Genomic DNA, 22652 nt, shown 5'->3' on the forward strand with positions numbered 1-22652 from the left:
ACGCCATGGAGATGCTGATCCGGCGTCCGCTGCCTGCCGACGCTCCCGAGCTCGCGCAACTGCATGTGCTCACGTGGCGCGAGACGTACGGGCATCTGCTTCCAAGCGACTTCTCCGGTGACGCGCACCTGGAGATGCGTCAGACGATGTGGGAGCGCATCCTCGCGAACCCGCGACCCGAATGGACGGTGCTCACCGCCGCGTTCGGGGATGAGCTCGTCGGCTTCGTCTCCGCCGGACCGGGCAGCGAGAGCGGGACCGACTCCTCTTCACGCCAGCTGTACACGCTCTACGTGCGCTCTCGATGGCACGGAGCAGGGATCGGGCAGGCGCTCTTCGACGCCGCGGTCGGCCACGATGCGTGTGTTCTGTGGGTGGCGAAGGAGAACCCGCGAGCCATCGCGTTCTACCGCAAGAACGGGTTCGAGTTCGATGGCCAGGAACAGGCCGATGATGCCGTTCCTGGGATCGTCGAGGCGCGGATGCGCCGCGCGTCGCGGGACGCAACGGGGTGACATCCTCGTCGCGGCGCGACACACTCGTTCCATGACTCCGGTTCCCTGGGTGCTGCACGTCGACATGGACCAGTTCATCGCCGCGGTCGAGGTGCTGCGACGTCCGGAGCTCGCCGGAAAGCCGGTCATCGTCGGCGGGCGGGGCGACCGGACTGAGCGGGCCGTCGTCTCGACGGCCTCGTACGAGGCACGGAAATTCGGGATTGGGTCGGGAATGCCGCTCAAGATCGCGGCGCGAAAGGCGCCCGAGGACGCCGTCTTCCTCCCCGTCGACCACGCTGCCTATGAAGCGGCGTCGGAGGAGGTGATGAGCACCCTTCGCGGCCTTCCGGGTGTGGTGCTCGAGGTGATCGGATGGGACGAGTGCTTCCTCGGGGTCACGAGCGATGACCCCGAGAGGGTCGCTCGAGAGGCACAGGCTGCGGTGCTCGAGGCGACATCGCTGCACTGCTCGGTAGGTATCGGCGACAACAAGGTGCGCGCGAAGATCGCAACGGAGTTCGGGAAACCGCGCGGGATGTTCCGGCTCACGGCCGAGAACTGGTTCGAGGTGATGGGGGAGAAGCCCACCCGGGACCTCTGGGGCGTCGGACCGAAGGTGCAGAAGCGCCTCGCCGATCACGGCATCGAGACGGTGCGTCAGCTCGCCGATGCGGATCGTCAGGAGCTCGTGACGGAGTTCGGCCCGAAGATGGGCGTCTGGTATCACGAGCTCGGGTCGGGGCTCGGTCCAGCGGTGGTCGATGACACGCCCTGGATCGCGCGCAGCCACAGCCGGGAGACGACATATCAGCACAACCTGACCACGCCGGACGAGGTGGAGTCGGCGTTGCGCGAGCTCGCGGCCGAGGCGTTCGCCGACTGCGAGGCCGAAGGGCGCGCCGTGACCCGCGTGAACCTGAAGGTGCGCTACGCGCCATTCATCACGAAGACGTTCGGCCGGAAGCTGGCAGAGCCGACGCTGGATCGCGACGTCGTCGTCGCCGCGGCGGTTGCGCTCGGTGAGACGCTCGACCACGAGCGCGAGGTGCGCCTTCTCGGCGTGCGCGCTGAGATGGTCATGCCCGAGGGAGGCGACCCCGTCGAGCGGACTCCCGTCCGCGGTCGCATCTGACCCGTCCCGGCACACACGAACCTGCCCCTGAGATCAGCCTCTCGGCCCGCGGTCAAAAGGGTGGGGGTTCGTCGTCGGGTGGGGTGAAGCGGGCGACGGGTGGTGGGGTGTCGGTGTAGACGCGCCCGTTCGGGGACGTCCATTCGAGCACGCCGCCTTCTCCTTGGGTGACGGTCCATTCGGTCATCTGCTCGAGCATGTGATGCGTTTCACACAAATACTCGAGATTCGCCACGTTCGTGGGCCCGCCCCGGGAGTGGGGATGGGTGTGGTCGACGTCGACGTAGTGCTTCCGGATGGCCTGCCGGCATCCCGGGAACCGGCACCGCTCGTCCCGCGCCTTCAGGAACCGCCGCTGCGCGGTGGTGGGGAATCTCTGATCCACGGTGAGGAGGACGCCGGTGTTCGCGTCGGTGAACGCCCGGTTCCAGATCGTCGCGTCCGCGGCGATCTGCTTGGCGTCGATGATCGGGATGGGGCCTGCTCCGGCGAGCGTGGCGCCTTCGGTGCGGTGGGTGGGGTCGGCGAGCGCCGTGGCGGGGATGGTGATGTGCACGCTCCCGCGGATCGCGCCGAGCCCGACGGGCCTCCGGGCCGGCGGTGCGGCGGGCCTCGCGGCCGGGCCGAACGCCGACCCCGCACCGTCCATGGCGCCCGCGCCAGATGCTGAGCCCGTGACGTCCGTTGGGCTCGCTCCGAGGCCGACATCGCCTGCCTTCGGGTCGGCCGCGCCGCCCGTGCCGTCCGTGGTGGCGCCGAGTCCGACGTCGCCGGTCTTCGCGTCCGCCCCGCCCGCACGGTCGCCCTCGGGCGTCTGGGGGAAGGTGGCGCCGTAGAGGTGGTCGTGGCCGGTGGGGGTGCCGGTGAGGGTGAGGTCGGTGAAGATGTCCGCCCGGATCTCACCCAAGGTGCGGTCATCCGCGAGGGCTATGGGGTCGCCGGCGCGGCGGGCCGCGGCGCGGGCGGCGAGGACGGTCTTCGCCATCTGGTCGATGCGGTCCATCATCCCCACCCCGAGCACGTTCGCGACCTCCGCGTCGAACGCGCCCATCGCGTCCTCCCCGGGACGGAACCCCACCCGCCGCCTCCGCCTGGCCGCCTTGTGGCGGTCGCTGATCGACACCGGGTCCAGCTCCTGCGCGACCTTCCGCGCCACCTCCGCCAACGCCGCCGCGGTCATCGGCACCCGGTCCAGCCGCTCCAGCACCCGCACCTCATACGTCGCCCGCACGGCAGGGGCATCGAGCCGGTCCCCGCACAGCACGATCGTGCGCGCGTGCGGGAGCGACACCGTCCCTTCCGCGAGCCGGTCCCGCACGACCGGGAACCGGGAGACGAGGACCGTCGCGTCGTTCATCTGCCGCTCCACCGACCGGCCCGGGGTGTGCGTGGCCGCGGCGATCTCCTCCGCGACCGCCCGATGCGCCCACGCCCGCGACGAACCCCCGGCCGCGACCTGCCGCTCATGCTGCGCCCACGCCACCTGCGACGCCGACGCCATCTGACGCGCCGCCTGCGCATGCGCGATCACCCTGTCCGCCGCCCGGATCGCCTCGATCGCCGACTCCACCGCCGCACGCTCCCCAGGCGTCGGGGACGGACCATCCCCTTCACCCCACACAGCCCCATCGCTCATGACACCAGTGTCCCGCCCACCACCGACATTCGAAGGCCCATACGACCCCGACAGCCACAGAAAAGGTCACAGAACGATAACGACTCTGCCTTGGTGTGACCGAGCGCAAGCGCTGGGGGAGGGGAGTGTCAGCGTGTCCGGCGATAGCGCTCGTAGATCACGCGGGAGTCGAACGTGCGCGTCTCGATGAGGTCGAGGGGGAGCGGTCGGGCGAGCGGGGGAAGGAACGGCGGACCACCGCCGACGATGATGGGGTACCGGAAGATCCGGATCTCGTCGATCAGGTCGAGTTCGAAGGCGTGAGCGGCGAGATCCGCGCCGCCGATCTCGACGTCCTTGGGTGTGGACTCGATGACCGCCGCGACCTCCTCGGCCAAGGTGCCCTCAGCGAGTCGGCCGTTCCCTTCGACGCCCTCGAGCGTGTGGCTGAACACGACCTTCGGAAGGGCGGTCCAGACGTCGGCGAAGGTGTTCGCATCAGGAGAGTCGCGGAACGACGGATCGGTCTCCCAGACCCGCATCGTCTCGTACAGGCGACGTCCGAGGAGTGTGGCGCCGAGTTCGCTGACCCGATCGAGGTGGAATCGGAACAGGTCATCGCTCGGCACCGACCAGTCGAACGATCCGAAGCGGTCGGCGATGAACCCATCGACCGACACGCCCATCGAGTAGATCAGCATGCTTGAAGGGTTCCATGGCGCCGAGGAGTGGGCAAGAGCCATTCGCACTTGTCGATGTGCGGCCATCCGCTCGCCATGATCACCGACCCGGCCGCTCGTCGAATCGCACGGGGAGCGACAGGGCCCCGCGCAGCGTGGTCGCATAGGGGGCGCGTGTCACTGTCAACCCAGGATGAATCTCGGTGGCGGAGGTACAGCTCGTCGCCGGCATAGCGGGGGAAGACGTGGACATGCAGATGCCACACGTCCTGGTCGCCGGCGGGTTCGTTGTGCTGCCGGATCGAGGTGCCTTCGGCGCCGTAGGCGGATCGGATGGCGGTCGCCACCTGCTGCGTGAGGTCCCACACGGCGTGGCCATCCTCTGGGGCGAGGGCATAGATGCTCTCGACGTGTGCACGCGGCACCACGAGCGCAGAGCCCGCGTTGCCCGGCCACCACTTGGGTGCAATGCGCGCATAGGTCCGCTCGGTCACCGCGACGATGTCGGAGGACCGATTGTGCTCGTCCTCGATTCCCCGCTGGAGACGACAGAACGGGCACGCGTAGCCGCCGGGCGCGTAGGACGGGGCAGGATGGCCGTTCATGCGCCGGTCCGCGCAGGCACACAGCTCATCGAGTCAGGCGTTCCTGCACACATCGACGATCAGGCCGCCGGGGCCGCGGAGGTACGCCGCCTCGGTGCCCCAGTCCGTGAGCAGAGGGCCGCGCAGCAGCTCGGCTCCGGCGGCGACAGCGCGCGAGGTGGCCGCGGAATCGCATCGGTGAGAGCACCGACCGCTGTCGCGACGCACACAGCCAGAAGGATGGCGACGAGCGGCTGGTCGTGCAGCCAGGCCGGCGTTCCGGTCGACGCGCGTCTCGATTCGGTCGTGCTCGACAGCCTGCACCCCCTGATGATCGAACTCACGGCGCGCACGCTGCGTGAGGGGCTCACGAATGCGTCGCGCCACGCACCCGGAGCGGCCGTCCAGGTGGAGCTCTTTGCGGATGGCGCTGAGCACCTCGACCTGAAGGTGCGGTGGGGCGCGTCATCCCGGCAGGGGACGCAGGGGAGTGGGCACGGGATCCCCAGTCTCCAGCGCCGTGCGGCCCTGCTCGGCGCGTCGGTCGAGGCGGGAGCGGTCGCAGACGGCTTCGAGCTGCGGCTCCGGGCGCCCCTTCGCCCTGTGCCGCGGACGGACACGAACGACCGCGTGTGGGATGCGGCACTGATCTCGAACTCGCAGGAGACCCGCCGACGGATCCTGCAGTCGGCTGCGGTTCCTGCGTCCGTCCTCGGGCTCGCCATCGTCGGCATCCTCGTCGTGCAGGCGGTCACCGTGACTCAGACGGCGATCCCGTCCAGCGTCTACGAGCAGATCGAACTGGGCGCCTCCCGTTCGGAGCTCGCACCTCGCTTGCCCGCGGGCATCCCCGCGCCGCCGCCGATCGTCGTGGAGGAAGACGCGCCACCGAGCACGAGGGTCGTGATCCTCACGACCTTCGGCGAGGACGAGTACATCGAGCGCGCGCTGGGCGAGGGCGCGCTGGGCTTTCTCGTCAAGGCCGCTGATCCGCGAGAGCTCATCGCGGGCGTCCGTGCCGTCGCCGACGGGGGAGCCGATCTGTCGCCGACGATCGCCCGAAGGGTCGTCGCGCCCTACCGCGGAGGAGAGCGGATGCGCGACGCGGCCGCGCGGGAGGCGCTTGCGGGATTGACCGAGCGGGAGAAGGCGGTGCTCGCGCTGCTCGGCGCGGGCGCGTCGAATGCGGAGATCGGCGCGCAGCTGCATCTCGTCGAGGGAACGGTCAAAGGCCACGTCAGCGCGATCCTCGGCAAGCTCGGCGCGCGCAATCGTGTCGAAGCCGCGGTGATCGCGCATCGCGCGGGGCTGGTCACCGCGGAGTGAGGGGGAGCCGCGCGCATCTCGCCACGGACCGTCCCTCAAACTCTACTGGTGACCCGGCGTAATCGTGACCGGCGTATTCGCTGTCGAGAATGTCCGTCCGACAATCCGCCGTTTCGGCGGGTCACGTTTCAACGTGTCGCGCACTTGATGGTCATCGTCGGCCTGGTCGCCATACACGATCGTTTCCAGCGACCGCGTTGCTGACGGCGGCAGAATGCGCCGTAAACGTCAGGCGTAAGGGGTTGGTCTCGGCGTCTGGTGTCCGCCTCGCTATGGTGTGCGGTATGACTCTGACGGCAGACGCACACGTTCATAGCGAGTGGTCATGGGATGCGGGCTCGGATCCCGCATCCGCTGGAACTATGAACCGAATCTGCGAACGGGCAGTGCGCATCGGGCTCCCGGCAATCGTCTTCGCCGTCCGGCGGATCGTCGATCCATCCGATTCCTGAGGGGACCGCTGCGCGCCGGGGCGTCATCCGGCCGTCGAAGACCGCACCCGATGAGTGGATGGGACGCGGTCGACGCAGCAGGAGCAGGACCGCCACGCCGCCTCGCAGCAGCCAGCCGGCGAAGCGCGAGGCGACGAGCGGCATCGTCAGTGCTTCCGTCGCGCCGTGCGCCGAAGAGGGGAGAGGAGCAGGACGACGGCGGCGACCCAGGGACCTGCGACGATGATCGGGTCGAGCCGCGCGTGTCGGAGATCGAGACGGCCCCTTCCGACTCGGGATGTCACCGGCCGATGACGCGGTTCCGAGAGCACCCCCGTCTGCGTCACCGGCTCATCGGGGTGCCGGGTGAAGAACGATCGGACGTGTGCTCCGACGGATTCGGTTCTGTCGCCGAGCACGAGGATGAGCCAGCGCAGGTTCTTCGTCTCACTGAGGTGATCGTAGGCGAATCGGCGGATCCGCCCTGAGATCCCGTGGAGCGGTTGCACGGTCCCTTAGACCGGCGTGAGCATCGCATGCTCGATGGATCGTTCCCGACGCGGATCATCGGGCTGCCGATCGGGGAAGCTCCAGTGGGCTCCGGTCGGCTCGAGGTTCTCCCGCTGTTGCCACGTGCGGCGGTGCTCCGGTGGGAGATCCGCGCCCCAGCCGGGAATCCTCGCTCGGAGGTCCTCGGCCGACGGCGCCAGATTGGGCTTCTCGGATTCGTAGGGCATGGTCATTCCTCTCCGACGATCACGACCGGCTTGATGCAGTCGTCGAGTTTCGCTGAGAAAACGTGGTACGCCTCGGCGATGTGCTCCAGCGGGAACCGGTGAGTGAGAAGGTCGCTCGGGCGCAGGTGCCCGTTCCGGATGTGTTCGAGCAGGCGGGGCCACTGACGTTTGACGGGCGCTTGGTTCGCGCGGACGGTCAATCCCTTGTTGACGATGTCTCCGAGCCGGACGGATGAGACGATCGGGCCGTAGGCGCCGATGACCGACACCGTGCCACCCTTCCGTGCAGAGTCGATCGCCCAGTTCACGGCCACGGGTGAGCCGCCCTGCAGCTTCAGCTTCGCGCCGGTCACGTGCTGCAGGACGCTCCCGTCCGCCTCCGCGCCGACGGCATCGATCACGACATCCGCGCCCAGGTAGTCGGTCGCCTTCTTCAGGGCGAGGACGATGTCGCCCACCTCCGACAGATGGATCGTCTCCGCGAACGCGAAGGTCTTCGCCCTCTCCAGTCGGTAGTCGATGTGGTCGACGACGATGACCCGGCCCGCGCCGAGGAACCACGCCGATCGCGCCGCGGCCAGTCCGACAGGGCCGGCGCCGAAGACGACCACCGTGTCGCGCTCGGCGATGTCGCCGAGCTGGGCACCGAAGTAACCGGTCGAGAACGCGGCCGTCAGCATGAGCGCGTCTTCCGAGCTCAGCCATTCCGGGATCACGGAAGGTCCCACATCGGCGAAGGGAACCCGGACGAATTCCGCCTGCCCGCCGTCGTAACCGCCCGTCGTGTGCGAGTAGCCGTAGATGCCGCCGACGGCGGTGGCGTTCGGATTGACGTTGTGGCAGTTCGAGAACAACCCGCGGCTGCAGAAGTAACAGCTACCGCAGTAGATGTTGAACGGGACCATCACGCGGTCGCCGCGCTGGAGGTTCTGCACCGACGGTCCGACCTCCTCGACGATTCCGACGATCTCATGTCCGAAGGTGTGGCCGATGCGCGTGTCCGGCATCATGCCGTGGAACAGATGAAGATCGGAGCCGCACACCGCGGCACGTGTCACGCGGACGATGGCGTCGTGCGGATGCTGGATCTTCGGGCGCGGTTTCTCTTCGACGCGGATCTTGTACGGTCCGCGGTACGCCATGGCCTTCATCGGGTCACGCGCATTCTCGGGGCGCGCGGGGCGAGTCGTCGACCCGCGGGCATGGCGTTCGGGGGAGTGGGATCCGCTGCTGGGGTCATCTGCTGCTCCTCGATCGTGGCGGGGACGGCCTCTGCTCGACCGCACTGGTCGACGGTCCGACACTGATGAGAAGTGGCGCCGCAGAAGAGGGCATTGACGATGTGGGGTCGGCGTCGTAGCTCGCGCGGCCTGTGGGCCGGGCGATGGCCGGGGGAGTGTGGACGAGGACCGGGCGATCGCAGCCCGCAGCGCACAGCCCATGGAATGTCCGAGGTCTGCTGTAGCGTGACGCCCACCGGCCATGTACTCGGCTCAGAGGAGAGTGTTCATGATGCAGTTGAACGGTTTCAGCAATGTGGTTCTGCCCGCGCGAGATCTGCCCGCGAGCATCGCGGCCTGGACGGCGTTGCTCGGTCGAGAACCCGCATTCCACAGCGACGAGTTCGCCGCGTTCTCCGGAGATGGCGTGGAGATCGGGCTGACCGCGGCGCCGTGGGTGGATCATCCGCTGGTCTTCTGGACGGTCGAGAACATCGAGCAGGCCCATCGAGCGCTCGTCGCCGCCGGGGCCACGGCGATGACCGAGGTCGCCGACGGATCCCTCGCCGAGCTCGGCACCGCCGAGGCCGCCGAGGGTGACAACATCGATCCGGGCACCGGGATCGTCGACATGCCCGGCGCCCGTCTCGCCGTGTTGAAGGCGGCCGACGGCAACCTGATCGGTATCACGCAGGAAGTACCGATGGACTGGTTGGTCGACGAGTCGTGAGCGCCGGTGTGCGCGCACTCACGCGGCGAGTCCTGAACCGGACGCTGCTGGAGCGGCAACTGCTGACCCGCCGCGTTTCTCGGACCCCACGGGAGGCGATCGAGCATCTCGTGGCGATGCAGGCGCAGGTGCCGAACGGACCCTATGTGGGGCTGTGGGCCCGGTTGGAGAACTTCCGGCGCGACGACCTCACGTCCCTGCTGGAGGGCCGGGACGTGGTGCACGCGACCATGTTGCGTGGGACGCAGCATCTGGCCCGCGGCGAGGACTTCGGTTGGCTGCGGGCGACGGTCGCGACGCTCGTGCGGAGCGCACTGGCCGAGCCATACTACGCGGCGCAGATCGAGGGGATCGATCCGGACGAGCTCGGCAGCGCCGGGCGGGGGATGCTGACCGGCAGGACGCTGCAGCGCCGGGAGCTCGGCGACCTGCTCGTCCACCGTTTCCCCGGCCGCAGCCCTGGCCGGCTTGCCGAGGCCTTCGAGCTGCTGGAGGCGCTGGTGCATCCACCCCCTCACCCCATCTGGGGCGGGTGGGGGCATCGCCGTGGGACACCGGTCGCCTTGGCCGACGAGTGGCTCTCCCGACCGATCGCCGACGCATCACAACCCGAGACGATGGTGCTGCGCTACCTCGCCGCATTCGGTCCGGCCTCTGTCATGGACGTCCAGGCCTGGTCGGGGATCACGCGACTCCGCGAGATCGTCGAAGGGCTGCGGCCGCGCCTGCGCGTCTTCCGGGATGAACAGGGAGCAGAGTTGTTCGACCTGCCCGACGCGCCGCTCGGCGAACCGGACGCTCCAGCACCCGTCCGGTTCCTGCCCGCCTTCGACAATGCTGTTCTCGGGCACCGGGACCGGACGCGGGTGATCAGCGAGGAGAATCGTCGACGTATCGCACCCCGGGCGTCCGCGGGCGTACCTCTGTTCCTCGTCGACGGCTTCGTCGAAGGAAGCTGGAGCCTGACCCGCGATCAGTTGCGCATGGCGCCCTTCCGGCCGCTGACGGATGCCGAGACAGCAGCTGTGCGGGACGAGGCCACCCACCTGGCCCGATTCGTCGCGCCGGACGGCACGGAGCCGGCGATCATCATGACGTGAACGTGGTCGGCGTCGAGCCTGCTCGTCGCGGTCGGGAACGGCTGTCATCACGCCTGAGGAGGGTGCCACCTGCACTGAGGGCAGATGCGGGGGAGCGCACCCGGGTTTTCGATTACCGACCGGTGACTCGGCGTACTCGTGACGGGCGTTCTGATTGTCGAGAGCGCTCGTCCGACTCTGCGCCGAATGCGTACCACACGCGTTTCGGCGCCGTGAGGTTTCGGCGGTGGGTTTCGGCGGGTCAAGGTCGGCGTGTCGCGCGCATGAAGGTCATCACCGGCCGGATTGCCGTAAACGATCGTTTTCGGTCGGTCAACTATGCGCTGTACCGGCGGACGCCGCCGCGCGACTCAATGTCGCGCTGCACGCCGCTTACGCTGGCTCGGCAGGAAGCCGAGCGCCACCGGAACAATGATCCCGAGGGCACAGACGATGGCGAGGATCGGAGTGCTCATACAACCGATGGTCCCATGGATGGCGCGTCACGGGTACCGCAACGATGCGACGACGTCTTCGGCGATCACGAGGCGGCTCCACCGCAAACGATCGTCACCGGCGGGCCTACCCGCGCCAGGGTGGGAGAGCGCACCGGCGCAGACATGTCAGCTTCAAACTGACATAATGTGCATTATCGGATGATCCCGAGCGCGCGGGCTGCCCTCAGATCAGCCACTCGCCATCCGACATGAGCATCCGTCCGGGGAACTCGTCCACTTCGCGCCAGGACTGGATGCGCGTCGGGCACAGCACGAGGAACACGTAGCCTGCGAGGCCGCGCGGGTCCCAGTCCGCCTGCGCGGCATACGCGTGTCCGGTGCTCTCGACGTCGTCGACGCCGTGCGTCGCGTCGAGCGACGCGTCGATCAGGACGACATCTCTCGTCTGGCCGACACCGAGCCGCGCGACGCCGGAGGACGCGATATTCCGCGCCGTGAGAGACGAGCCCTCGAGCGCGATGACAATGCGATCGTCCACCCACGCGATCGACAGCGGCACGAGATGGGGTCGCCCGTCGGGCGACGCCGTCGCCACCCATGCGTCCGCCGCAGGCGCGGTCAGCTGGCGGAGCGCATCGGCCTTGCGCGTCGCGCGGTCGCGCGGCGGTGCGGCGTCGCTCACCGGGTCAGCCTGCTTCCGTGACAGCCGGAGCGCCGACGTACTGCGCCAGGTGCTCGCCGGTGAGCGTCGACCTCGCGGCGACGAGCTCGGCCGGCGTGCCCTCGAAGACGATGCGCCCGCCGTCGTGACCGGCCCCGGGCCCGAGATCGATGATCCAGTCCGCATGAGCCATCACCGCCTGGTGGTGCTCGATCACGATCACGGTCTTGCCGGCGTCGACGAGCCGATCCAGCAGCCCGAGGAGGTTCTCGACGTCGGCAAGGTGGAGACCCGTCGTCGGCTCGTCGAGCACGTAGACCTCGGCCTTCTCCCCCATCTCGTTCGCGAGCTTGATCCGCTGACGCTCGCCGCCCGACAGCGTCGAGAGCGGCTGGCCGAGCGTCAGGTAGCCGAGACCGACGTCCTCGAGCCTGCCCAGGATGGCCGCGGCCGCGGGGATCCGCGCTTCGCCCTCGGAGAAGAACGCGCGTGCCTCCGCGACGGGAAGGTCGAGCACCTCGGTGATGTCGCGCCCGCCGAGCTTGTATTCGAGCACGCCCGCCTGGAACCGCTTGCCGCCGCAGTCCTCGCACGGCGTCTCGACGGTCTCCATGAACCCCAGTTCAGTGACGATGACGCCAGCGCCCTTGCACGTCGGGCATGCGCCCTCGGAGTTCGCGCTGAAGAGCGCGGGCTTGACGCCGTTCGCCTTCGCGAAGGCCTTGCGGATGGGATCGAGGAGCCCGGTGTAGGTGGCGGGATTGCTGCGTCGCGATCCGCGGATCGCGCCCTGGTCGATCGAGACGACGCCCTCACGTCGCGCGACCGATCCGTGGATCAGCGAGCTCTTGCCCGACCCCGCGACGCCCGTGACGACCGTGAGGACGCCGAGTCGGACGTCCACGTCGACATCCTGCAGGTTGTTCTCGCTCGCACCGCGCACCTCGATGGCGCCCTTCGGCTCTCGAACGCTCGGCTTGATCTGCGCGCGGTCGTCGAGGTGCTTCCCGGTCAGGCTTCCGCTGGCCTTCAGCCCGTCGACCGTCCCCTCGTAGCAGATCGTTCCGCCGGCGCTGCCCGCGCCGGGCCCGAGATCGACGACGCGGTCGGCGATCGCGATGGCCTCGGGCTTGTGCTCCACGACGAGCACCGTGTTCCCCTTGTCGCGCAGCTGCAGCAGGAGTGTGTTCATGCGCTGGATGTCGTGCGGGTGCAGGCCGATCGTCGGCTCGTCGAACACGTACGTGACATCGGTGAGCGCGGAGCCGAGGTGACGCAGCATCTTGATGCGCTGCGCCTCGCCGCCCGACAGCGTGCCGGATGGCCGGTCGAGGCTCAGATAGCCCAGGCCGAGGGTCACGAACGCGTCGAGGTTCGCGCCGAGCGCTGCGAGGAGCGGGCCCGCGCCGGGCTTGTCCAGCCCGCGCACCCACTCCGCGAGGTCCGTCACCTGCATGCGGCACGCGTCGGCGATGCTCACGCCGTCGATCTTCGAGCCGCGCGCCGCCTCGGTCAGACGCGTGCCGTCGCACTCCGGGCACGTCGCGAAGGTCGCCACGCGCTGCACGAAGGCGCGGATGTGCGGCTGCAGCGCGTCGACGTCCTTCGAGAGCATCGACTTGGTGATCTTGGGGATGAGCCCCTCGTACGTCATGTTGATGCCGGCGATCTTGACCTTGGTCACCTCGCCGTAGAGGAACGTGTGCCGCTGCTTCTCGGTGAACTGGGCGATCGGCTTGTCCGACGGGTAGAACCCCGACTGCGAGAACCCCTTCACCATCCAACCGTCCGGCGTGTAGCCGGGCACCATGATCGCACCCTCATCGAGCGACTTCGACTCGTCCACGACCTGGGAGAGGTCGATGTCGGACACCGCTCCCCTCCCCTCGCACCGCGGGCACATGCCGCCGAGGTACACGACGTCCTTGACGATGGTCTTCTCCCCCGTCGCCGACGTCATCACGCCGCTCGCCTTCTGCGTGGGGATGTTGAACGAGAACGCGGTCGGGCCGCCGATGTGCGGCTCCCCGAGCCGACTGAACAGGATGCGCAGCATCGCGTTCGCGTCGGTCACGGTGCCCACGGTCGAACGCGGATTCGCTCCGAGCCGCTCCTGGTCCACGAGGATGGCCGTCGTGAGCCCCTCGAGGACGTCGACGTCGGGGCGCGGCACCGACGGCATGAACCCCTGCACGAACGCGCTGTAGGTCTCGTCGATGAGACGGCGCGACTCGGCGGCGATCGTGTCGAACACGAGCGAGCTCTTGCCCGACCCCGAGACGCCCGTGAACACCGTCAGCCGCCGTTTCGGGATCTCGATGCTGACGTTCTTGAGGTTGTTCTCCCGCGCGCCCTGCACGCGGATGACGTCGTGCGTGTCGGCGACGTGAGCGGAGGGGCTGTCGGAGGCTGCGGTCATCGTCTCTCCAGGCCGGCAGAAGGGGCTCGGGGCGGTCAGGGGCGCTGCTGCAGGCGGATCATGTTGCCCGCCGGGTCGCGGAACGCCGCGTCGCGAACGCCGTACGGCTGGTCCATGGGCTCCTGCACGACGTCGACGCCCAGGGCCTCGAGCCGCGCGAACTCGGCGTCGACGTCGGGCGTCGCGAGCAGGAGGCTCGCATACGTGCCCTTCGCGATCATCTCGAGGATGGTGCGGCGCTCGTCATCGGTGATCCCGCTCTCGACGGCGGGCGGGTAGAGCACGATGTTCGTGTCGGGCTGGTCGGCCGGGCCCACGGTGAGCCAGCGCAGCCCCTCGTAGCCCACGTCGTTGCGCACCTCGAAGCCGAGGGCGTCGCGGTAGAAGCCCAGAGCGGCATCAGGGTCGGTCTGCGGCAGGAAGCTGGAGTGGATCGTGATGGTCATGTCGCTCACGCTATCCGCGGGTCGGATGGTCGCGCTTCTCGATTCCTGATCGGTCGCGTCACGTGCTTGGTGATGAGGGTGGGAACGCCAGCGAGATCGCCCTCGGACCGCCGCCGGTACTCGCTCGGCGGCATTCCCACGAGCTCGGTGAAGCGCGTGCTGAACGTGCCGAGCGATCCGAAGCCGACCTCGAAGCAGATCTCGGTGACGGTCAGATCGCCGCGTCGCAGGAGCGACATCGCCCTCTCGATCCGCCGCGTCATGAGGTAGGAGTACGGCGGCTCCCCGTACGCGAGCTTGAACTGCCGGCTGAGGTGGCCAGCGGACATGCCCACGCCGCGCGCGAGGGCCTCGACGTCGAGTGGCTGGGCGAACTCGCGGTCCATCCGGTCGCGCACCCGGCGGAGGAGGGCGAGGTCCCGAAGCCGGTCTGCGGGGGCGGGTGGGCTCGTCACGTAGGCGATCCTGCCATGCCCTGCCGACGTCGCCGGATCAGCGGCTCTCCGCACGCCGGAAGACGAGATGCGTGGCGAGCGGCGTCGACCGCGCCGAGGCGGGGACGAGCCCGAAGCGAGCGACGCCCTCGAAGAGCCGCGCGCCCGGCCCGAGCGTGATCGGGGCGATATGGAGCCGCAGCTCGTCGACGAGATCGGCGCGCAGGTACGCGTTCGCGGTCTGCGCGCCGCCGCACACCGAGACATCCGCATCGCCGGCTGCGGCCCGTGCGCGATCGAGCGCGGCCTCGATGCCGTCGGTGACGAAGTGGAAGGTCGTGCCGCCCTCGAGCTCGAGCGGGCGACGCGCGTGGTTCGTCAGCACGAAGACCGGCGCGTGATACGGCGGATCGCTCCCCCACCACCCCTGCCACGACTCGTCCGGCCACTCCCCGCGGATCGGCCCGAACATGTTCCTGCCCATGATGAACGCGCCGGCGCGCGTGATCGCGTCGCGCTCGTCCCTGTTCTCCTCGGCCGCCTCGAACATCCAGCGATGCAGGTCCTCGCCGCCGATGCCGAGCGGGTCCTCGAGACTCTGGTCCGGGCCGGCGACGCACCCGTCGAGCGAGACCGTGACGTCGCAGAACACGCTCATGAAGATCCTCTCGTCGCCGGGTGACTCCGCCCTGACCATAGGCGCGAGCCATCGGCGCCGGCAAGGGGGTCAGGGACGCGGCGCGGGCGATCCCCACTTCGGTGCCGGCGGCTCCCAGGTCTCGAGGGCGTCGAGCAGCGCGCCCGCGTCGTCCGCCACGATCAGGGTGTCGCGGAACGCGGAGCGGACGAAGCCCTCCGCCGTCATGTGGTCGAGGGCATCGAGCAGCGGGCGCCAGAAGCCGGCGACATCGAGGAGGGCGACCGGCTTGCGGTGGATCCCGAGCTGCAGCCAGGTCCAGGCTTCGAAGAGCTCCTCGAGCGTGCCCGCTCCCCCGGGCAGCGCCACGAAGGCGTCGCCGAGCTCGGCCATGCGCAGCTTGCGCGCGTGCATGTCGGGCACGATCTCGAGAGCGGTCAGCCCCGGGTGCGAGATCTCGGCGTCCACGAGGTCCTGGGGCATTACCCCGATCGCCTCTCCGCCCGCCTCGGATGCGGCGTCGGCGACCGTGCCCATGAGCCCGACCCGCCCGCCGCCGTAGACGAGCCCCGTGCCGCGCGCCGCGAGCGCACGGCCGAACGCGGTCGCGGCCTCCGCGTAGTCCGGCCGCACACCCGTCGCCGACCCCAGGAACACCGTCACGCGCTCGATTCCGCTCACCCCGCGAGCCTATCCAGCGCACGGGGCGGGTCGCCGCGGGGCGTAGGTTGGAGGGGTGAGAGAGACCCCCGCATGATCGACGTCCTCACCGGCTTCGCGGTCGTCGGCGTGGCGATCCTCACCGGCTACGTCGTCGGGCGCGTCGACCTCCTCGGGCCGCAGGGCCGATTCGTGCTCAGCCGACTCTGCTTCTTCGTGCTGAACCCGTTACTGCTCTTCACCGTGCTGGCAGAGGCCGATCTCGGCGTGCTGTTCTCGGCTCTGCTGCCCGTCTCCGCGCTCGCGGCCGCGGCGATCTTCATCCTCTACGGCCTCGTGGCCCGGCTCGGCTGGCGTCGCGGCTGGGGCGTCACGGCGGTCGGCGCGCTGGGAGCCGGGTACGTGAACGGCAACAACATCGGCATCCCGATCGCCACCTACGTGCTCGGCGACGCCGCGTACGCCGCGCCCATCCTGCTCCTGCAGCTCCTCGTGTTCACGCCGATCGTGCTCGCCATCCTCGACGGCTCGTCATCGGGAGAGGCGTCTTTCGGGGCGATCGCGCGGCGGACGCTGCGCAACCCCATGATCATCGGCGCGGCCCTCGGGGTTCTCGTGGCGCTCCTCGACGTCGAGCTCCCGCCCATCGTCATGGACCCGCTGCGGCTCCTCGCGGGCGGAGCCGTGCCCGTGCTCCTCATCAGCTTCGGCATGTCGCTCTACGGCCAGCGCGTCCTCACGCAGGTCGGCACGCGCCGCGACATCGCCCTCGCGACGGTCTGCAAGCTCGCGCTCATGCCGCTCGTGGCATGGGCCATCGGCCGATTCGCCTTCCAGCTCGACGACCACGCGCTGCTCGCGGTGGTCGTGCTCGCCGCGCTCCCCAGCGCGCAGAACGTCTTCAACTACGCGCAGCGCTACGAGGTCGGCGAGGTGGTCGCCCGCGACACCGTGTTCCTCACGACGCTGGGATGCCTGCCGGCTCTGTTCGCGTGCGCTCTGCTTCTGGGCTGAGCGAGCGCTGACGCAGGGCGATCACGCGATCGATCGCGATCCCGAGCACGATCGCGATGCCTGCGCCGATCGCGGCGCCCAGGAGCGGCTGCTCGCGGAGCCAGGTGCCGGCGATGAGGCCGATGCCGACGGAGTACGCCGCCCAGGCGGCCGCCGCGACGAGCGCGAGCGGCACGAAGCGGCGGGGCGGATAGCGCGTCGCGCCGGCGGTCAGGTTCACGGCGACGCGCCCCACGGGGATGTAGCGCGCGATGAGGATGAGCGAGGCGCCGCGCCGATCGAGGCCCGCCTGCGCCCACTCGATCGTCCGACGTACGCGCCCGATCCGCATCCATCCGAATCGCTCCGTCCCGATCGCGCGCCCCAGGAGGTAGGTGAGCCCGTCGCCGACGAAGGCGCCGCACGCCGCGAGGAGCGCGATGAGCCAGGGCATCGGCTCCCCAGTCGCTGCGCCGATCGCCGCAGCCGACACGATCACCGTCTCGCTCGGGACGGGCGGGAACAGCCCGTCGACCGCGCACACGGCGAACGCGACGAGGTAGATCCAGGGCGAGGTCGCGGTGTCGAGCAGCACCGTGGCGACGAGGTCGAAGAACGCGGTCATGGGGATCCCTCCGGGTCGCTTCCGACGCTACGGAGGGGCGTGCGGCACGTCGTCACCCCGTGGGTGCGTTCCCATCCCCCTGGAGGATGACTCGTGTCCGTCCGGGACGGCCGCGCGAGCGATGCGCGGCCGTCCCGGACGGGCTCGGCTCAGGCAGCGGCGGCCGTGAGAGAGCGGATGGTCTCGCTCCCCTCGGCGAGGACGCGGTAGACCCGCTCGTACCCCTCGGCCATCACCGGCAGATCGAACCGCGTCTCCGCATCGCGGCGGCAGGCCGCGGGATCGAGATCGCCCGCGCGCTGGATCGCCTGCGCGAGGGCGTCGAGGCCGTCGACGACGAACCCGGTCTCGCCGTGCCGGACGATCTCGGGCACGCTGCCGCGCGGCGTCGCGACGACGGGCGTGCCGCACGCGAGCGCTTCGGCCATCACCATGCCGAACGGCTCCTCCCACTGGATCGGGAAGACGAGGCAGGCGGCGCTCGCGAACAGCTCGCGCTTCACGCTCGCGTCCGCCTCGCCCACGTACTCGGCGTTTCGGCCCAGCAGGGGGCGCACGGCGTCGGCGAAGTACTCGCGCTCGGCGGTCTCGTTGAGCTTGCCGGCGAGCACGATGCGACGCCCCGCACGCCGCGCGGCCTCGATGGCGAGATGCGCCCCCTTGTCGGGGCTGAAGCGCCCGATCCAGAGCACGTGATCCTCCTTGTGCGGGCGGAACGGAAAGCTCGGCACGTCGATCGCGTTGTGCACCGTCCCGACCCAGTTCAGATCAGGAGCCTGACGGCGCTGGGCGTCGGAGATCGCGACGAGGTCGACGCTCGACCCGAGCCGGCGGTAGTAGTCGCCGTTGTCCCCCGTCACCGGCCCATGCATCGTCACGAGCGTCGGGATGGCGCGCGAGCGGGCGAGCAGGGGCCCCGCCGCGGAGTTGTCGTGGACGATGTCGAGCTCGCGCTCGTCGAGCGAGCGCGCCGCCTCGGCCGCGAGCACGACCTCGGGCATGACGCTCGACCCCAGCAGGTGCGAGGGCGGCTCGTCGTACACCCGCACGTGGCGCTGCGCGCGTGTGCGGCGCTCCCCCGAGGCGACGAGGGTCACCTCGTGTCCGCGGGTGACGAGCTGGTCCACGAGGGCCGCGACGACGGCCTCGGTTCCCCCGTAGCCGCGCGGCGGGAGCTCGAACCACGGCGGCGCGATCATCCCGATCCGCAGCGGGCGCGTGGCCACCTCGTCCTCCGGTGTGCCCTCTCGTTCGACGATCAGCGACATGCGCGTACCTCCTCCTCCATCGGCGCTATCGCAAGGTGGGGTGAAGAGCTCGACGTTGAGCCGTCGCTTGTCAGGTTATTGAGAGGAAACCTACGATTGCAAGTGAAGGTTTTCAGAGCGCCCGTCAGAGAGGAGCACCGTGACCGACATCGTGTCGTCCCCCGTCGAGACCGCAGACGACGTGGAGCCGCGGACCTCCCGGCTGCCCATCGACGACGATCGCACCCGGCCCCGAGGACTCGGCACCGTGCAGCAGCCGCAGGCATCCGTGACCCTCGTCGAGGGATCGTCGTTCTGCGTCTCCCGCCCCGATGGCGACATCGTCCCTCGTCAGGCCGATGGCCTCTTCGTGCAGGACACCCGCGTGCTGTCTCAGTGGGAGCTGCGCATCGATGGCCATTCGGTCGAGCCTCTCGGGATCATCCCGGCAGAGCCCTTCGAGACGCGTTTCATCGGCCGCGTTCCGGCCCGCCCCGGCCACATCGAGCCGACGATCATCGTCGAGCGGCGCCGGCTCGTCGGCAGCGGCATGCGCGAGGACCTCGCGATCTCGAACTACGGGAGCGAGCCGGCGGGTCTCGACGTCGTCCTCCACGTCGACGCGGACTTCGCCGACCTCTTCCAGGTCAAGGAGCGCCGGGCCGAGCGGCCGGCGGGCGTGACGGGCGGGTTCGACCGGGACGGACTCCACTTCCGCCTGGAGGGCGAGGGGACGGCCCAGCGGGGCGTGCGCGTGTCGGCGCCCGGAGCGCAGGCCGCCTCGGGAGCGCTCGCCTTCCGCATCGTCGTCGAGCCGGGCGGCACGTGGCGGGGCAGCATCGAGGTTCGACCGGCCGTGGACGGCAGCGAGCTGGCCGCGTCCTTCCCGCTCGGCGACCCGGTGGAGGGCACGCAGCCGGCGCTGCGCATGCGCGGGTGGCACGACGCGACACCCTCGATCTCGGTGGCGAACACGGTGCTGGCGGCCGCACTCGCGACAAGCGAGCGCGACCTCGGTGCGCTCCGCATCGTCGACCCGTCCCATCCCGAGGACGAGGTCGTCGCGGCGGGAGCGCCGTGGTTCATGGCCCTCTTCGGCCGGGACTCTCTGCTCACCAGCGCGATGATGATGCCCTTCGCGCCGAGTCTCGCACTCGGGACCCTGCGCGCCCTCGCTCGGCTGCAGGGCGCGCGCGAGTCGGCGATGACGGAGGAGCAGCCCGGGCGCATCCTCCATGAGGTGCGGCTGGGAGCGGACCTGTCGCTCGCCCTCGGCGGCGATCGGGTCTATTACGGATCGATCGACTCGACCCCGCTCTTCGCGATGCTCGTCGGCCAGGCGCGGCGCTGGGGAGCTCCCCGCGAGGCCATCGAGGAGCTGTGGCCGCATGTCCGACGCGCCATCGCGTGGATCGACCGCTTCGGCGACCGCGACGGCGACGGGTTCGTCGAGTACCAGCGCAGCACCGACCGCGGGCTCGCGAACCAGGGATGGAAGGACAGCTCGGATGCCATCGCCCACCGCGACGGCACCGACGCGCAGGCGCCGATCGCGCTCGCCGAGGTCCAGGGCTACTGCTACGCGGCGCGGCTCGCGGCCGCCGAGATCGCGGAGACGCTGGGCGAGGCGGCGTACGCGGCCGAGCAGCGCTCGCGGGCCGCTGATCTGCAGGCGCGCTTCCACGAGGCGTTCTGGCTGCCCGACGAGGGCTTCTACGCGCTCGCGCTCGACGCGCGCAAGGAGCCTGTGCGCGTGCTCTCCTCGAACGTCGGGCACTGCCTCTGGACCGGCATCGTGCCCGACGAGGTCGCCGACCGGGTGATCGACCGCCTGCTGCAGCCCGATCTCTTCACCGGCTTCGGCATCCGGACCCTCTCGTCGCGGTCGCGGCGATTCAACCCCGCGAGCTACCACAACGGGTCGGTCTGGCCGCATGACACCGTGCTCGCGGCCGCAGGCATGGCCCGGTACGGGCGCCGGGATGCCGCGGTCGAGGTCGCGACCGGTCTCCTCGATGCGCTCGAGGCGTTCGACGGGCGTCTCCCCGAGCTCTTCTGCGGCTTCGCGCGCGACGACAAGCCCCTGCCGGTCCCCTACCCGACGTCGTGCTCCCCGCAGGCGTGGGCCGCCGCGACGCCGTTCGAGATCCTCCGGATCTGCCTCGGGCTGGATGCCGACGTTCCCGAAGGCCGCCTCGACATCCGATCCGTGCCGCCCGCGATCGGCCGCGTGGAGATCACCGGCCTGCCGATCGGGCCGTGGCGGCTCGACCTCCGCGCAGATGAGACCCGCACCGAGGTCTCTGGACTGCCTGAAGGGATGGGGACATGAGCGATGACGCCGAGACGAGCGACGGGGAGCCTGCGTCGCCCCTGGACGACCAGACCGCGCCGTTCTACACGATCGGGCAGGTCTCGTCGCTGCTCGGGATGCCGCAGGCTGCGCTGCGTCGCCTCGACGACCAGGACATCGTCTCGCCCGAGCGCTCCGAGGGCGGCCAGCGCCGGTACTCGCGGAACGAGGTCGATCGACTGCGCGAGGTGGCGACGCTGACGGAGGAGGGTGTCACCCTGCCCGGCGTGCGGAAGGTGCTCGCCCTCCGGCGCCGCGTCGAGGCCCTCGAAGAGGAGATCGCCGACCTCCGCGCGCGCCGGCCGGAGTGAGGCCTCGGGGCAGGATCGGGCCGGCCGCCGACAGCCGCACGGCGAGCGCGGCGAGGAGCGCGGAGAGGACGGCCGTCGCGGGGCCGAGCCCGAGCGCGAGCACCGCGGCCACCGCGGCCGCCCCCGTGAGGGTCGCGAGGGCCGCGCGCCCTGCCTGCTCGGTGACCGGCTCCGCACCCGAGCGCGCGTGCCGCGTCTCGAAGCGGCTCGCGGCCCAGGCCCCCGCGCCCACGACGACCGCGCCGAGCACGAGCCACGCCGGGCGGTCCAGCCACCATGCGGGAGATGCGGGCGCCGGAAGGTCGGCGCCGGTGACGAGGGCGCTCCCCGCGACGGCTCCCGCGAGCGCCACGAGCGCCGGCATGTGCCACAGGTAGACGGTCATCGCGCGACCGCCGATCGCATCCACCGCTCGTGCGATCGGCGGCCGCCCTGCCCATCGGCGCAGAGCCGGGCGCGAGAGCGTGAACAGGGTGACCTGCGCGAAGGCGAACAGAGCGAGCGCGACCGTCGGCGGATTGAGGTTCACGTACATGTCCGCCGCGTAGGCGCCCGACACGACGAGGACGAGGAGGACGCCGACGGTGCCCGCGGCCATCCGCCAGCGCACGCGCGCCGCGATCGCGTCAGCGCGGCCATCCTCGATCCAGAAGCCGAGCTGCTGCACCGTGAGCCACACGGAGGCGAGACCGAGCAGGCCGAGAGCCTCGACGCCGCTCGTCATCCGGAGGACGTCGCCGGCGACCACGGCCGCGGCGAGCACGGCGAGCGTGACGACGGGAGCGCGATCATGCGCGGCGACCAGCGCGGGCACGAGCGCCTGCGCGAAGACGAACACCCCGAGGAACCACAGCGGCTGCGACATCCGGAATCCCGCGACCGCGACGAGATCGCCCGGGACCCCCGCGACGAGCAGCGCCGAGAGGCCCGCCGCCAGGACGAGCATGACGAGCGGGAGGGGCCGCAGGAGACGCCGCACGCGGGTGGCGGCGAACGCCGCACGGGAGGCCCCGCGAGCGCGCGAGCGTCGGAACGAGCGGGCAGCGGTGAATCCCCCCGCCGCGAAGAACAGGGGCATCACCTGCACGAGCCAGCTCCAGGGAGCGAACCCGTCGATGTCGAGCGCGTTCGAGAACACGGGGCGACCGTCCTGCACGTCGATGCCGACCATCGTGGCGTGCAGGAGCACGACGACGACGAGGGCGCCCGCGCGGGCGAGATCGATGCTGCGGTCCCGATCGGGACCGTGAAGCGGTGGGGCGGATGGTGCGGTGGCGGCAGGCGCGGACATGCGGGTCTCCTCGACGGTCGGTGTCGGGGAACCGTACGGAGGCGACCGCGCCCAGCGGATCACCCCGGGGGTCGATCTGCGCGGCG

Annotated in this window: 23 protein-coding genes; 9 read left to right on the forward strand and 14 right to left on the reverse strand. The window is 70.2% G+C overall.

Annotation, left to right across the window (positions count from 1 at the left end; genetic code table 11):
• Positions 1–5 precede the first annotated feature (5 nt).
• Both PKE79_RS01205 and PKE79_RS01210 read left to right on the forward strand, forming a co-directional pair.
• Complete coding sequence (locus PKE79_RS01205; RefSeq protein ID WP_271171839.1) at positions 6–515, forward strand: GNAT family N-acetyltransferase; 510 nt, start codon at positions 6–8, stop codon at positions 513–515.
• A gap of 31 nt (positions 516–546) precedes the next feature.
• The gene (locus tag PKE79_RS01210) at positions 547–1629 is read left to right on the forward strand and encodes a DNA polymerase IV (protein WP_271171840.1); all 1083 of its coding nucleotides are present in this window, start codon (positions 547–549) and stop codon (positions 1627–1629) included.
• A 52-nt stretch (positions 1630–1681) separates the two neighbouring features.
• Here PKE79_RS01210 and PKE79_RS01215 read toward each other — a convergent pair whose 3' ends face one another.
• The 3 genes from PKE79_RS01215 to PKE79_RS01225 all read right to left on the reverse strand — a co-directional run bounded on the left by PKE79_RS01215 (position 1682) and on the right by PKE79_RS01225 (position 4529).
• Complete coding sequence (locus PKE79_RS01215) at positions 1682–3199, reverse strand: HNH endonuclease signature motif containing protein (protein ID WP_271171841.1); 1518 nt, start codon at positions 3197–3199, stop codon at positions 1682–1684.
• Positions 3200–3393: 194 nt separating this feature from the next.
• On the reverse strand, positions 3394–3945 hold the full coding sequence (locus PKE79_RS01220; RefSeq protein ID WP_271171842.1) for a dihydrofolate reductase family protein: 552 nt from the start codon (positions 3943–3945) through the stop codon (positions 3394–3396).
• A complete protein-coding gene (locus PKE79_RS01225; protein ID WP_271171843.1) occupies positions 3939–4529 on the reverse strand; it encodes an HIT family protein in 591 nt (196 codons plus the stop codon). Before PKE79_RS01225 ends, PKE79_RS01220 begins: the two co-directional genes overlap by 7 nt.
• Positions 4530–5603: 1074 nt before the next feature.
• On the opposite strand from PKE79_RS01225, the gene PKE79_RS01230 reads away from it, so the two are divergent.
• Positions 5604–5834 (forward strand): helix-turn-helix domain-containing protein, encoded by a 231-nt coding sequence (locus PKE79_RS01230; RefSeq protein ID WP_271172179.1) that lies wholly within the window; start codon positions 5604–5606, stop codon positions 5832–5834.
• A gap of 946 nt (positions 5835–6780) precedes the next feature.
• Here the strand turns inward: PKE79_RS01230 and PKE79_RS16660 are convergent.
• Together PKE79_RS16660 and PKE79_RS01240 are read right to left on the reverse strand one after the other, a co-directional pair.
• Positions 6781–7002, reverse strand: a complete 222-nt coding sequence (locus PKE79_RS16660) for a hypothetical protein (RefSeq protein ID WP_309299953.1) — start codon at positions 7000–7002, stop codon at positions 6781–6783.
• A gap of 2 nt (positions 7003–7004) precedes the next feature.
• Positions 7005–8153 (reverse strand): zinc-dependent alcohol dehydrogenase, encoded by a 1149-nt coding sequence (locus tag PKE79_RS01240; RefSeq protein WP_271171844.1) that lies wholly within the window; start codon positions 8151–8153, stop codon positions 7005–7007.
• A gap of 358 nt (positions 8154–8511) precedes the next feature.
• On the opposite strand from PKE79_RS01240, the gene PKE79_RS01245 reads away from it, so the two are divergent.
• The 3 genes from PKE79_RS01245 to PKE79_RS01255 all read left to right on the forward strand — a co-directional run bounded on the left by PKE79_RS01245 (position 8512) and on the right by PKE79_RS01255 (position 10669).
• A complete protein-coding gene (locus PKE79_RS01245) occupies positions 8512–8952 on the forward strand; it encodes a VOC family protein (protein WP_114552744.1) in 441 nt (146 codons plus the stop codon).
• Entirely contained in the window at positions 8949–10052 is a 1104-nt protein-coding gene (locus PKE79_RS01250; protein WP_271171845.1) for a winged helix DNA-binding domain-containing protein, read from the forward strand. The genes PKE79_RS01245 and PKE79_RS01250 overlap by 4 nt, the downstream gene beginning before the upstream one ends.
• A 263-nt stretch (positions 10053–10315) precedes the next feature.
• On the forward strand, positions 10316–10669 hold the full coding sequence (locus PKE79_RS01255) for a hypothetical protein (RefSeq protein ID WP_271171846.1): 354 nt from the start codon (positions 10316–10318) through the stop codon (positions 10667–10669).
• Between the two features lie 43 nt (positions 10670–10712).
• On the opposite strand, the gene PKE79_RS01260 is transcribed toward PKE79_RS01255, so the two are convergent.
• The 6 genes from PKE79_RS01260 to PKE79_RS01285 form a co-directional block, all read right to left on the reverse strand.
• Positions 10713–11171 (reverse strand): pyridoxamine 5'-phosphate oxidase family protein, encoded by a 459-nt coding sequence (locus PKE79_RS01260; protein ID WP_271171847.1) that lies wholly within the window; start codon positions 11169–11171, stop codon positions 10713–10715.
• A 4-nt stretch (positions 11172–11175) separates the two neighbouring features.
• Positions 11176–13569: an ATP-binding cassette domain-containing protein gene (locus tag PKE79_RS01265; protein WP_271171848.1), complete on the reverse strand. Its 2394-nt coding sequence runs from the start codon at positions 13567–13569 to the stop codon at positions 11176–11178.
• Positions 13570–13604: 35 nt separating this feature from the next.
• Positions 13605–14015, reverse strand: coding sequence for a VOC family protein (locus PKE79_RS01270; RefSeq protein WP_374727729.1), 411 nt, complete (start codon positions 14013–14015; stop codon positions 13605–13607).
• Between the two features lie 5 nt (positions 14016–14020).
• Positions 14021–14470, reverse strand: coding sequence for a helix-turn-helix transcriptional regulator (locus PKE79_RS01275; RefSeq protein WP_271171850.1), 450 nt, complete (start codon positions 14468–14470; stop codon positions 14021–14023).
• Between the two features lie 37 nt (positions 14471–14507).
• Entirely contained in the window at positions 14508–15107 is a 600-nt protein-coding gene (locus PKE79_RS01280) for a dihydrofolate reductase family protein (protein WP_271171851.1), read from the reverse strand.
• A 69-nt stretch (positions 15108–15176) separates the two neighbouring features.
• Positions 15177–15767: an LOG family protein gene (locus tag PKE79_RS01285; RefSeq protein ID WP_271171852.1), complete on the reverse strand. Its 591-nt coding sequence runs from the start codon at positions 15765–15767 to the stop codon at positions 15177–15179.
• Between the two features lie 72 nt (positions 15768–15839).
• Between PKE79_RS01285 and PKE79_RS01290 the strand changes: the two genes are divergently transcribed.
• The gene (locus PKE79_RS01290) at positions 15840–16760 is read left to right on the forward strand and encodes an AEC family transporter (protein WP_271171853.1); all 921 of its coding nucleotides are present in this window, start codon (positions 15840–15842) and stop codon (positions 16758–16760) included.
• Here the strand turns inward: PKE79_RS01290 and PKE79_RS01295 are convergent.
• Positions 16705–17364: a DedA family protein gene (locus tag PKE79_RS01295; protein WP_271171854.1), complete on the reverse strand. Its 660-nt coding sequence runs from the start codon at positions 17362–17364 to the stop codon at positions 16705–16707. The genes PKE79_RS01290 and PKE79_RS01295 overlap by 56 nt on opposite strands.
• Before the next feature lie 149 nt (positions 17365–17513).
• On the reverse strand, positions 17514–18632 hold the full coding sequence (locus PKE79_RS01300; RefSeq protein ID WP_271171855.1) for a glycosyltransferase family 4 protein: 1119 nt from the start codon (positions 18630–18632) through the stop codon (positions 17514–17516).
• Between the two features lie 139 nt (positions 18633–18771).
• On the opposite strand from PKE79_RS01300, the gene PKE79_RS01305 reads away from it, so the two are divergent.
• Positions 18772–20943, forward strand: coding sequence for an amylo-alpha-1,6-glucosidase (locus tag PKE79_RS01305; RefSeq protein WP_271171856.1), 2172 nt, complete (start codon positions 18772–18774; stop codon positions 20941–20943).
• On the forward strand, positions 20940–21275 hold the full coding sequence (locus PKE79_RS01310; RefSeq protein WP_271171857.1) for a MerR family transcriptional regulator: 336 nt from the start codon (positions 20940–20942) through the stop codon (positions 21273–21275). Before PKE79_RS01305 ends, PKE79_RS01310 begins: the two co-directional genes overlap by 4 nt.
• On the opposite strand, the gene PKE79_RS01315 is transcribed toward PKE79_RS01310, so the two are convergent.
• Positions 21178–22566 (reverse strand): acyltransferase family protein, encoded by a 1389-nt coding sequence (locus PKE79_RS01315; protein WP_271171858.1) that lies wholly within the window; start codon positions 22564–22566, stop codon positions 21178–21180. The genes PKE79_RS01310 and PKE79_RS01315 overlap by 98 nt on opposite strands.
• Between the last annotated feature and the right edge of the window lie 86 nt (positions 22567–22652).

It is taken from the genome of Microbacterium barkeri (genome assembly GCF_027921765.1).
Taxonomy (GTDB): domain Bacteria; phylum Actinomycetota; class Actinomycetes; order Actinomycetales; family Microbacteriaceae; genus Microbacterium; species Microbacterium barkeri.

Excerpts from the sequence above, each read along its gene's own strand:
- PKE79_RS01230 (WP_271172179.1), top strand. The coding sequence starts at position 5,604 with ATGCGCGACGCGGCCGCGCGGGAGGCGCTTGCGGGATTGACCGAGCGG.
- PKE79_RS01205 (WP_271171839.1), top strand. The coding sequence starts at position 6 with ATGGAGATGCTGATCCGGCGTCCGCTGCCTGCCGACGCTCCCGAGCTC.
- PKE79_RS01310 (WP_271171857.1), top strand. The coding sequence starts at position 20,940 with ATGAGCGATGACGCCGAGACGAGCGACGGGGAGCCTGCGTCGCCCCTG.
- PKE79_RS01210 (WP_271171840.1), top strand. The coding sequence starts at position 547 with ATGACTCCGGTTCCCTGGGTGCTGCACGTCGACATGGACCAGTTCATC.
- PKE79_RS01255 (WP_271171846.1), top strand. The coding sequence starts at position 10,316 with ATGAAGGTCATCACCGGCCGGATTGCCGTAAACGATCGTTTTCGGTCG.
- PKE79_RS01265 (WP_271171848.1), bottom strand. The coding sequence starts at position 13,569 with ATGACCGCAGCCTCCGACAGCCCCTCCGCTCACGTCGCCGACACGCAC.
- PKE79_RS01225 (WP_271171843.1), bottom strand. The coding sequence starts at position 4,529 with ATGAACGGCCATCCTGCCCCGTCCTACGCGCCCGGCGGCTACGCGTGC.
- PKE79_RS01300 (WP_271171855.1), bottom strand. The coding sequence starts at position 18,632 with ATGTCGCTGATCGTCGAACGAGAGGGCACACCGGAGGACGAGGTGGCC.
- PKE79_RS01270 (WP_374727729.1), bottom strand. The coding sequence starts at position 14,015 with ATGACCATCACGATCCACTCCAGCTTCCTGCCGCAGACCGACCCTGAT.
- PKE79_RS01315 (WP_271171858.1), bottom strand. The coding sequence starts at position 22,566 with ATGTCCGCGCCTGCCGCCACCGCACCATCCGCCCCACCGCTTCACGGT.
- PKE79_RS01280 (WP_271171851.1), bottom strand. The coding sequence starts at position 15,107 with ATGAGCGTGTTCTGCGACGTCACGGTCTCGCTCGACGGGTGCGTCGCC.
- PKE79_RS01245 (WP_114552744.1), top strand. The coding sequence starts at position 8,512 with ATGATGCAGTTGAACGGTTTCAGCAATGTGGTTCTGCCCGCGCGAGAT.
- PKE79_RS01290 (WP_271171853.1), top strand. The coding sequence starts at position 15,840 with ATGATCGACGTCCTCACCGGCTTCGCGGTCGTCGGCGTGGCGATCCTC.
- PKE79_RS01240 (WP_271171844.1), bottom strand. The coding sequence starts at position 8,153 with ATGAAGGCCATGGCGTACCGCGGACCGTACAAGATCCGCGTCGAAGAG.
- PKE79_RS01220 (WP_271171842.1), bottom strand. The coding sequence starts at position 3,945 with ATGCTGATCTACTCGATGGGCGTGTCGGTCGATGGGTTCATCGCCGAC.
- PKE79_RS16660 (WP_309299953.1), bottom strand. The coding sequence starts at position 7,002 with ATGCCCTACGAATCCGAGAAGCCCAATCTGGCGCCGTCGGCCGAGGAC.
- PKE79_RS01295 (WP_271171854.1), bottom strand. The coding sequence starts at position 17,364 with ATGACCGCGTTCTTCGACCTCGTCGCCACGGTGCTGCTCGACACCGCG.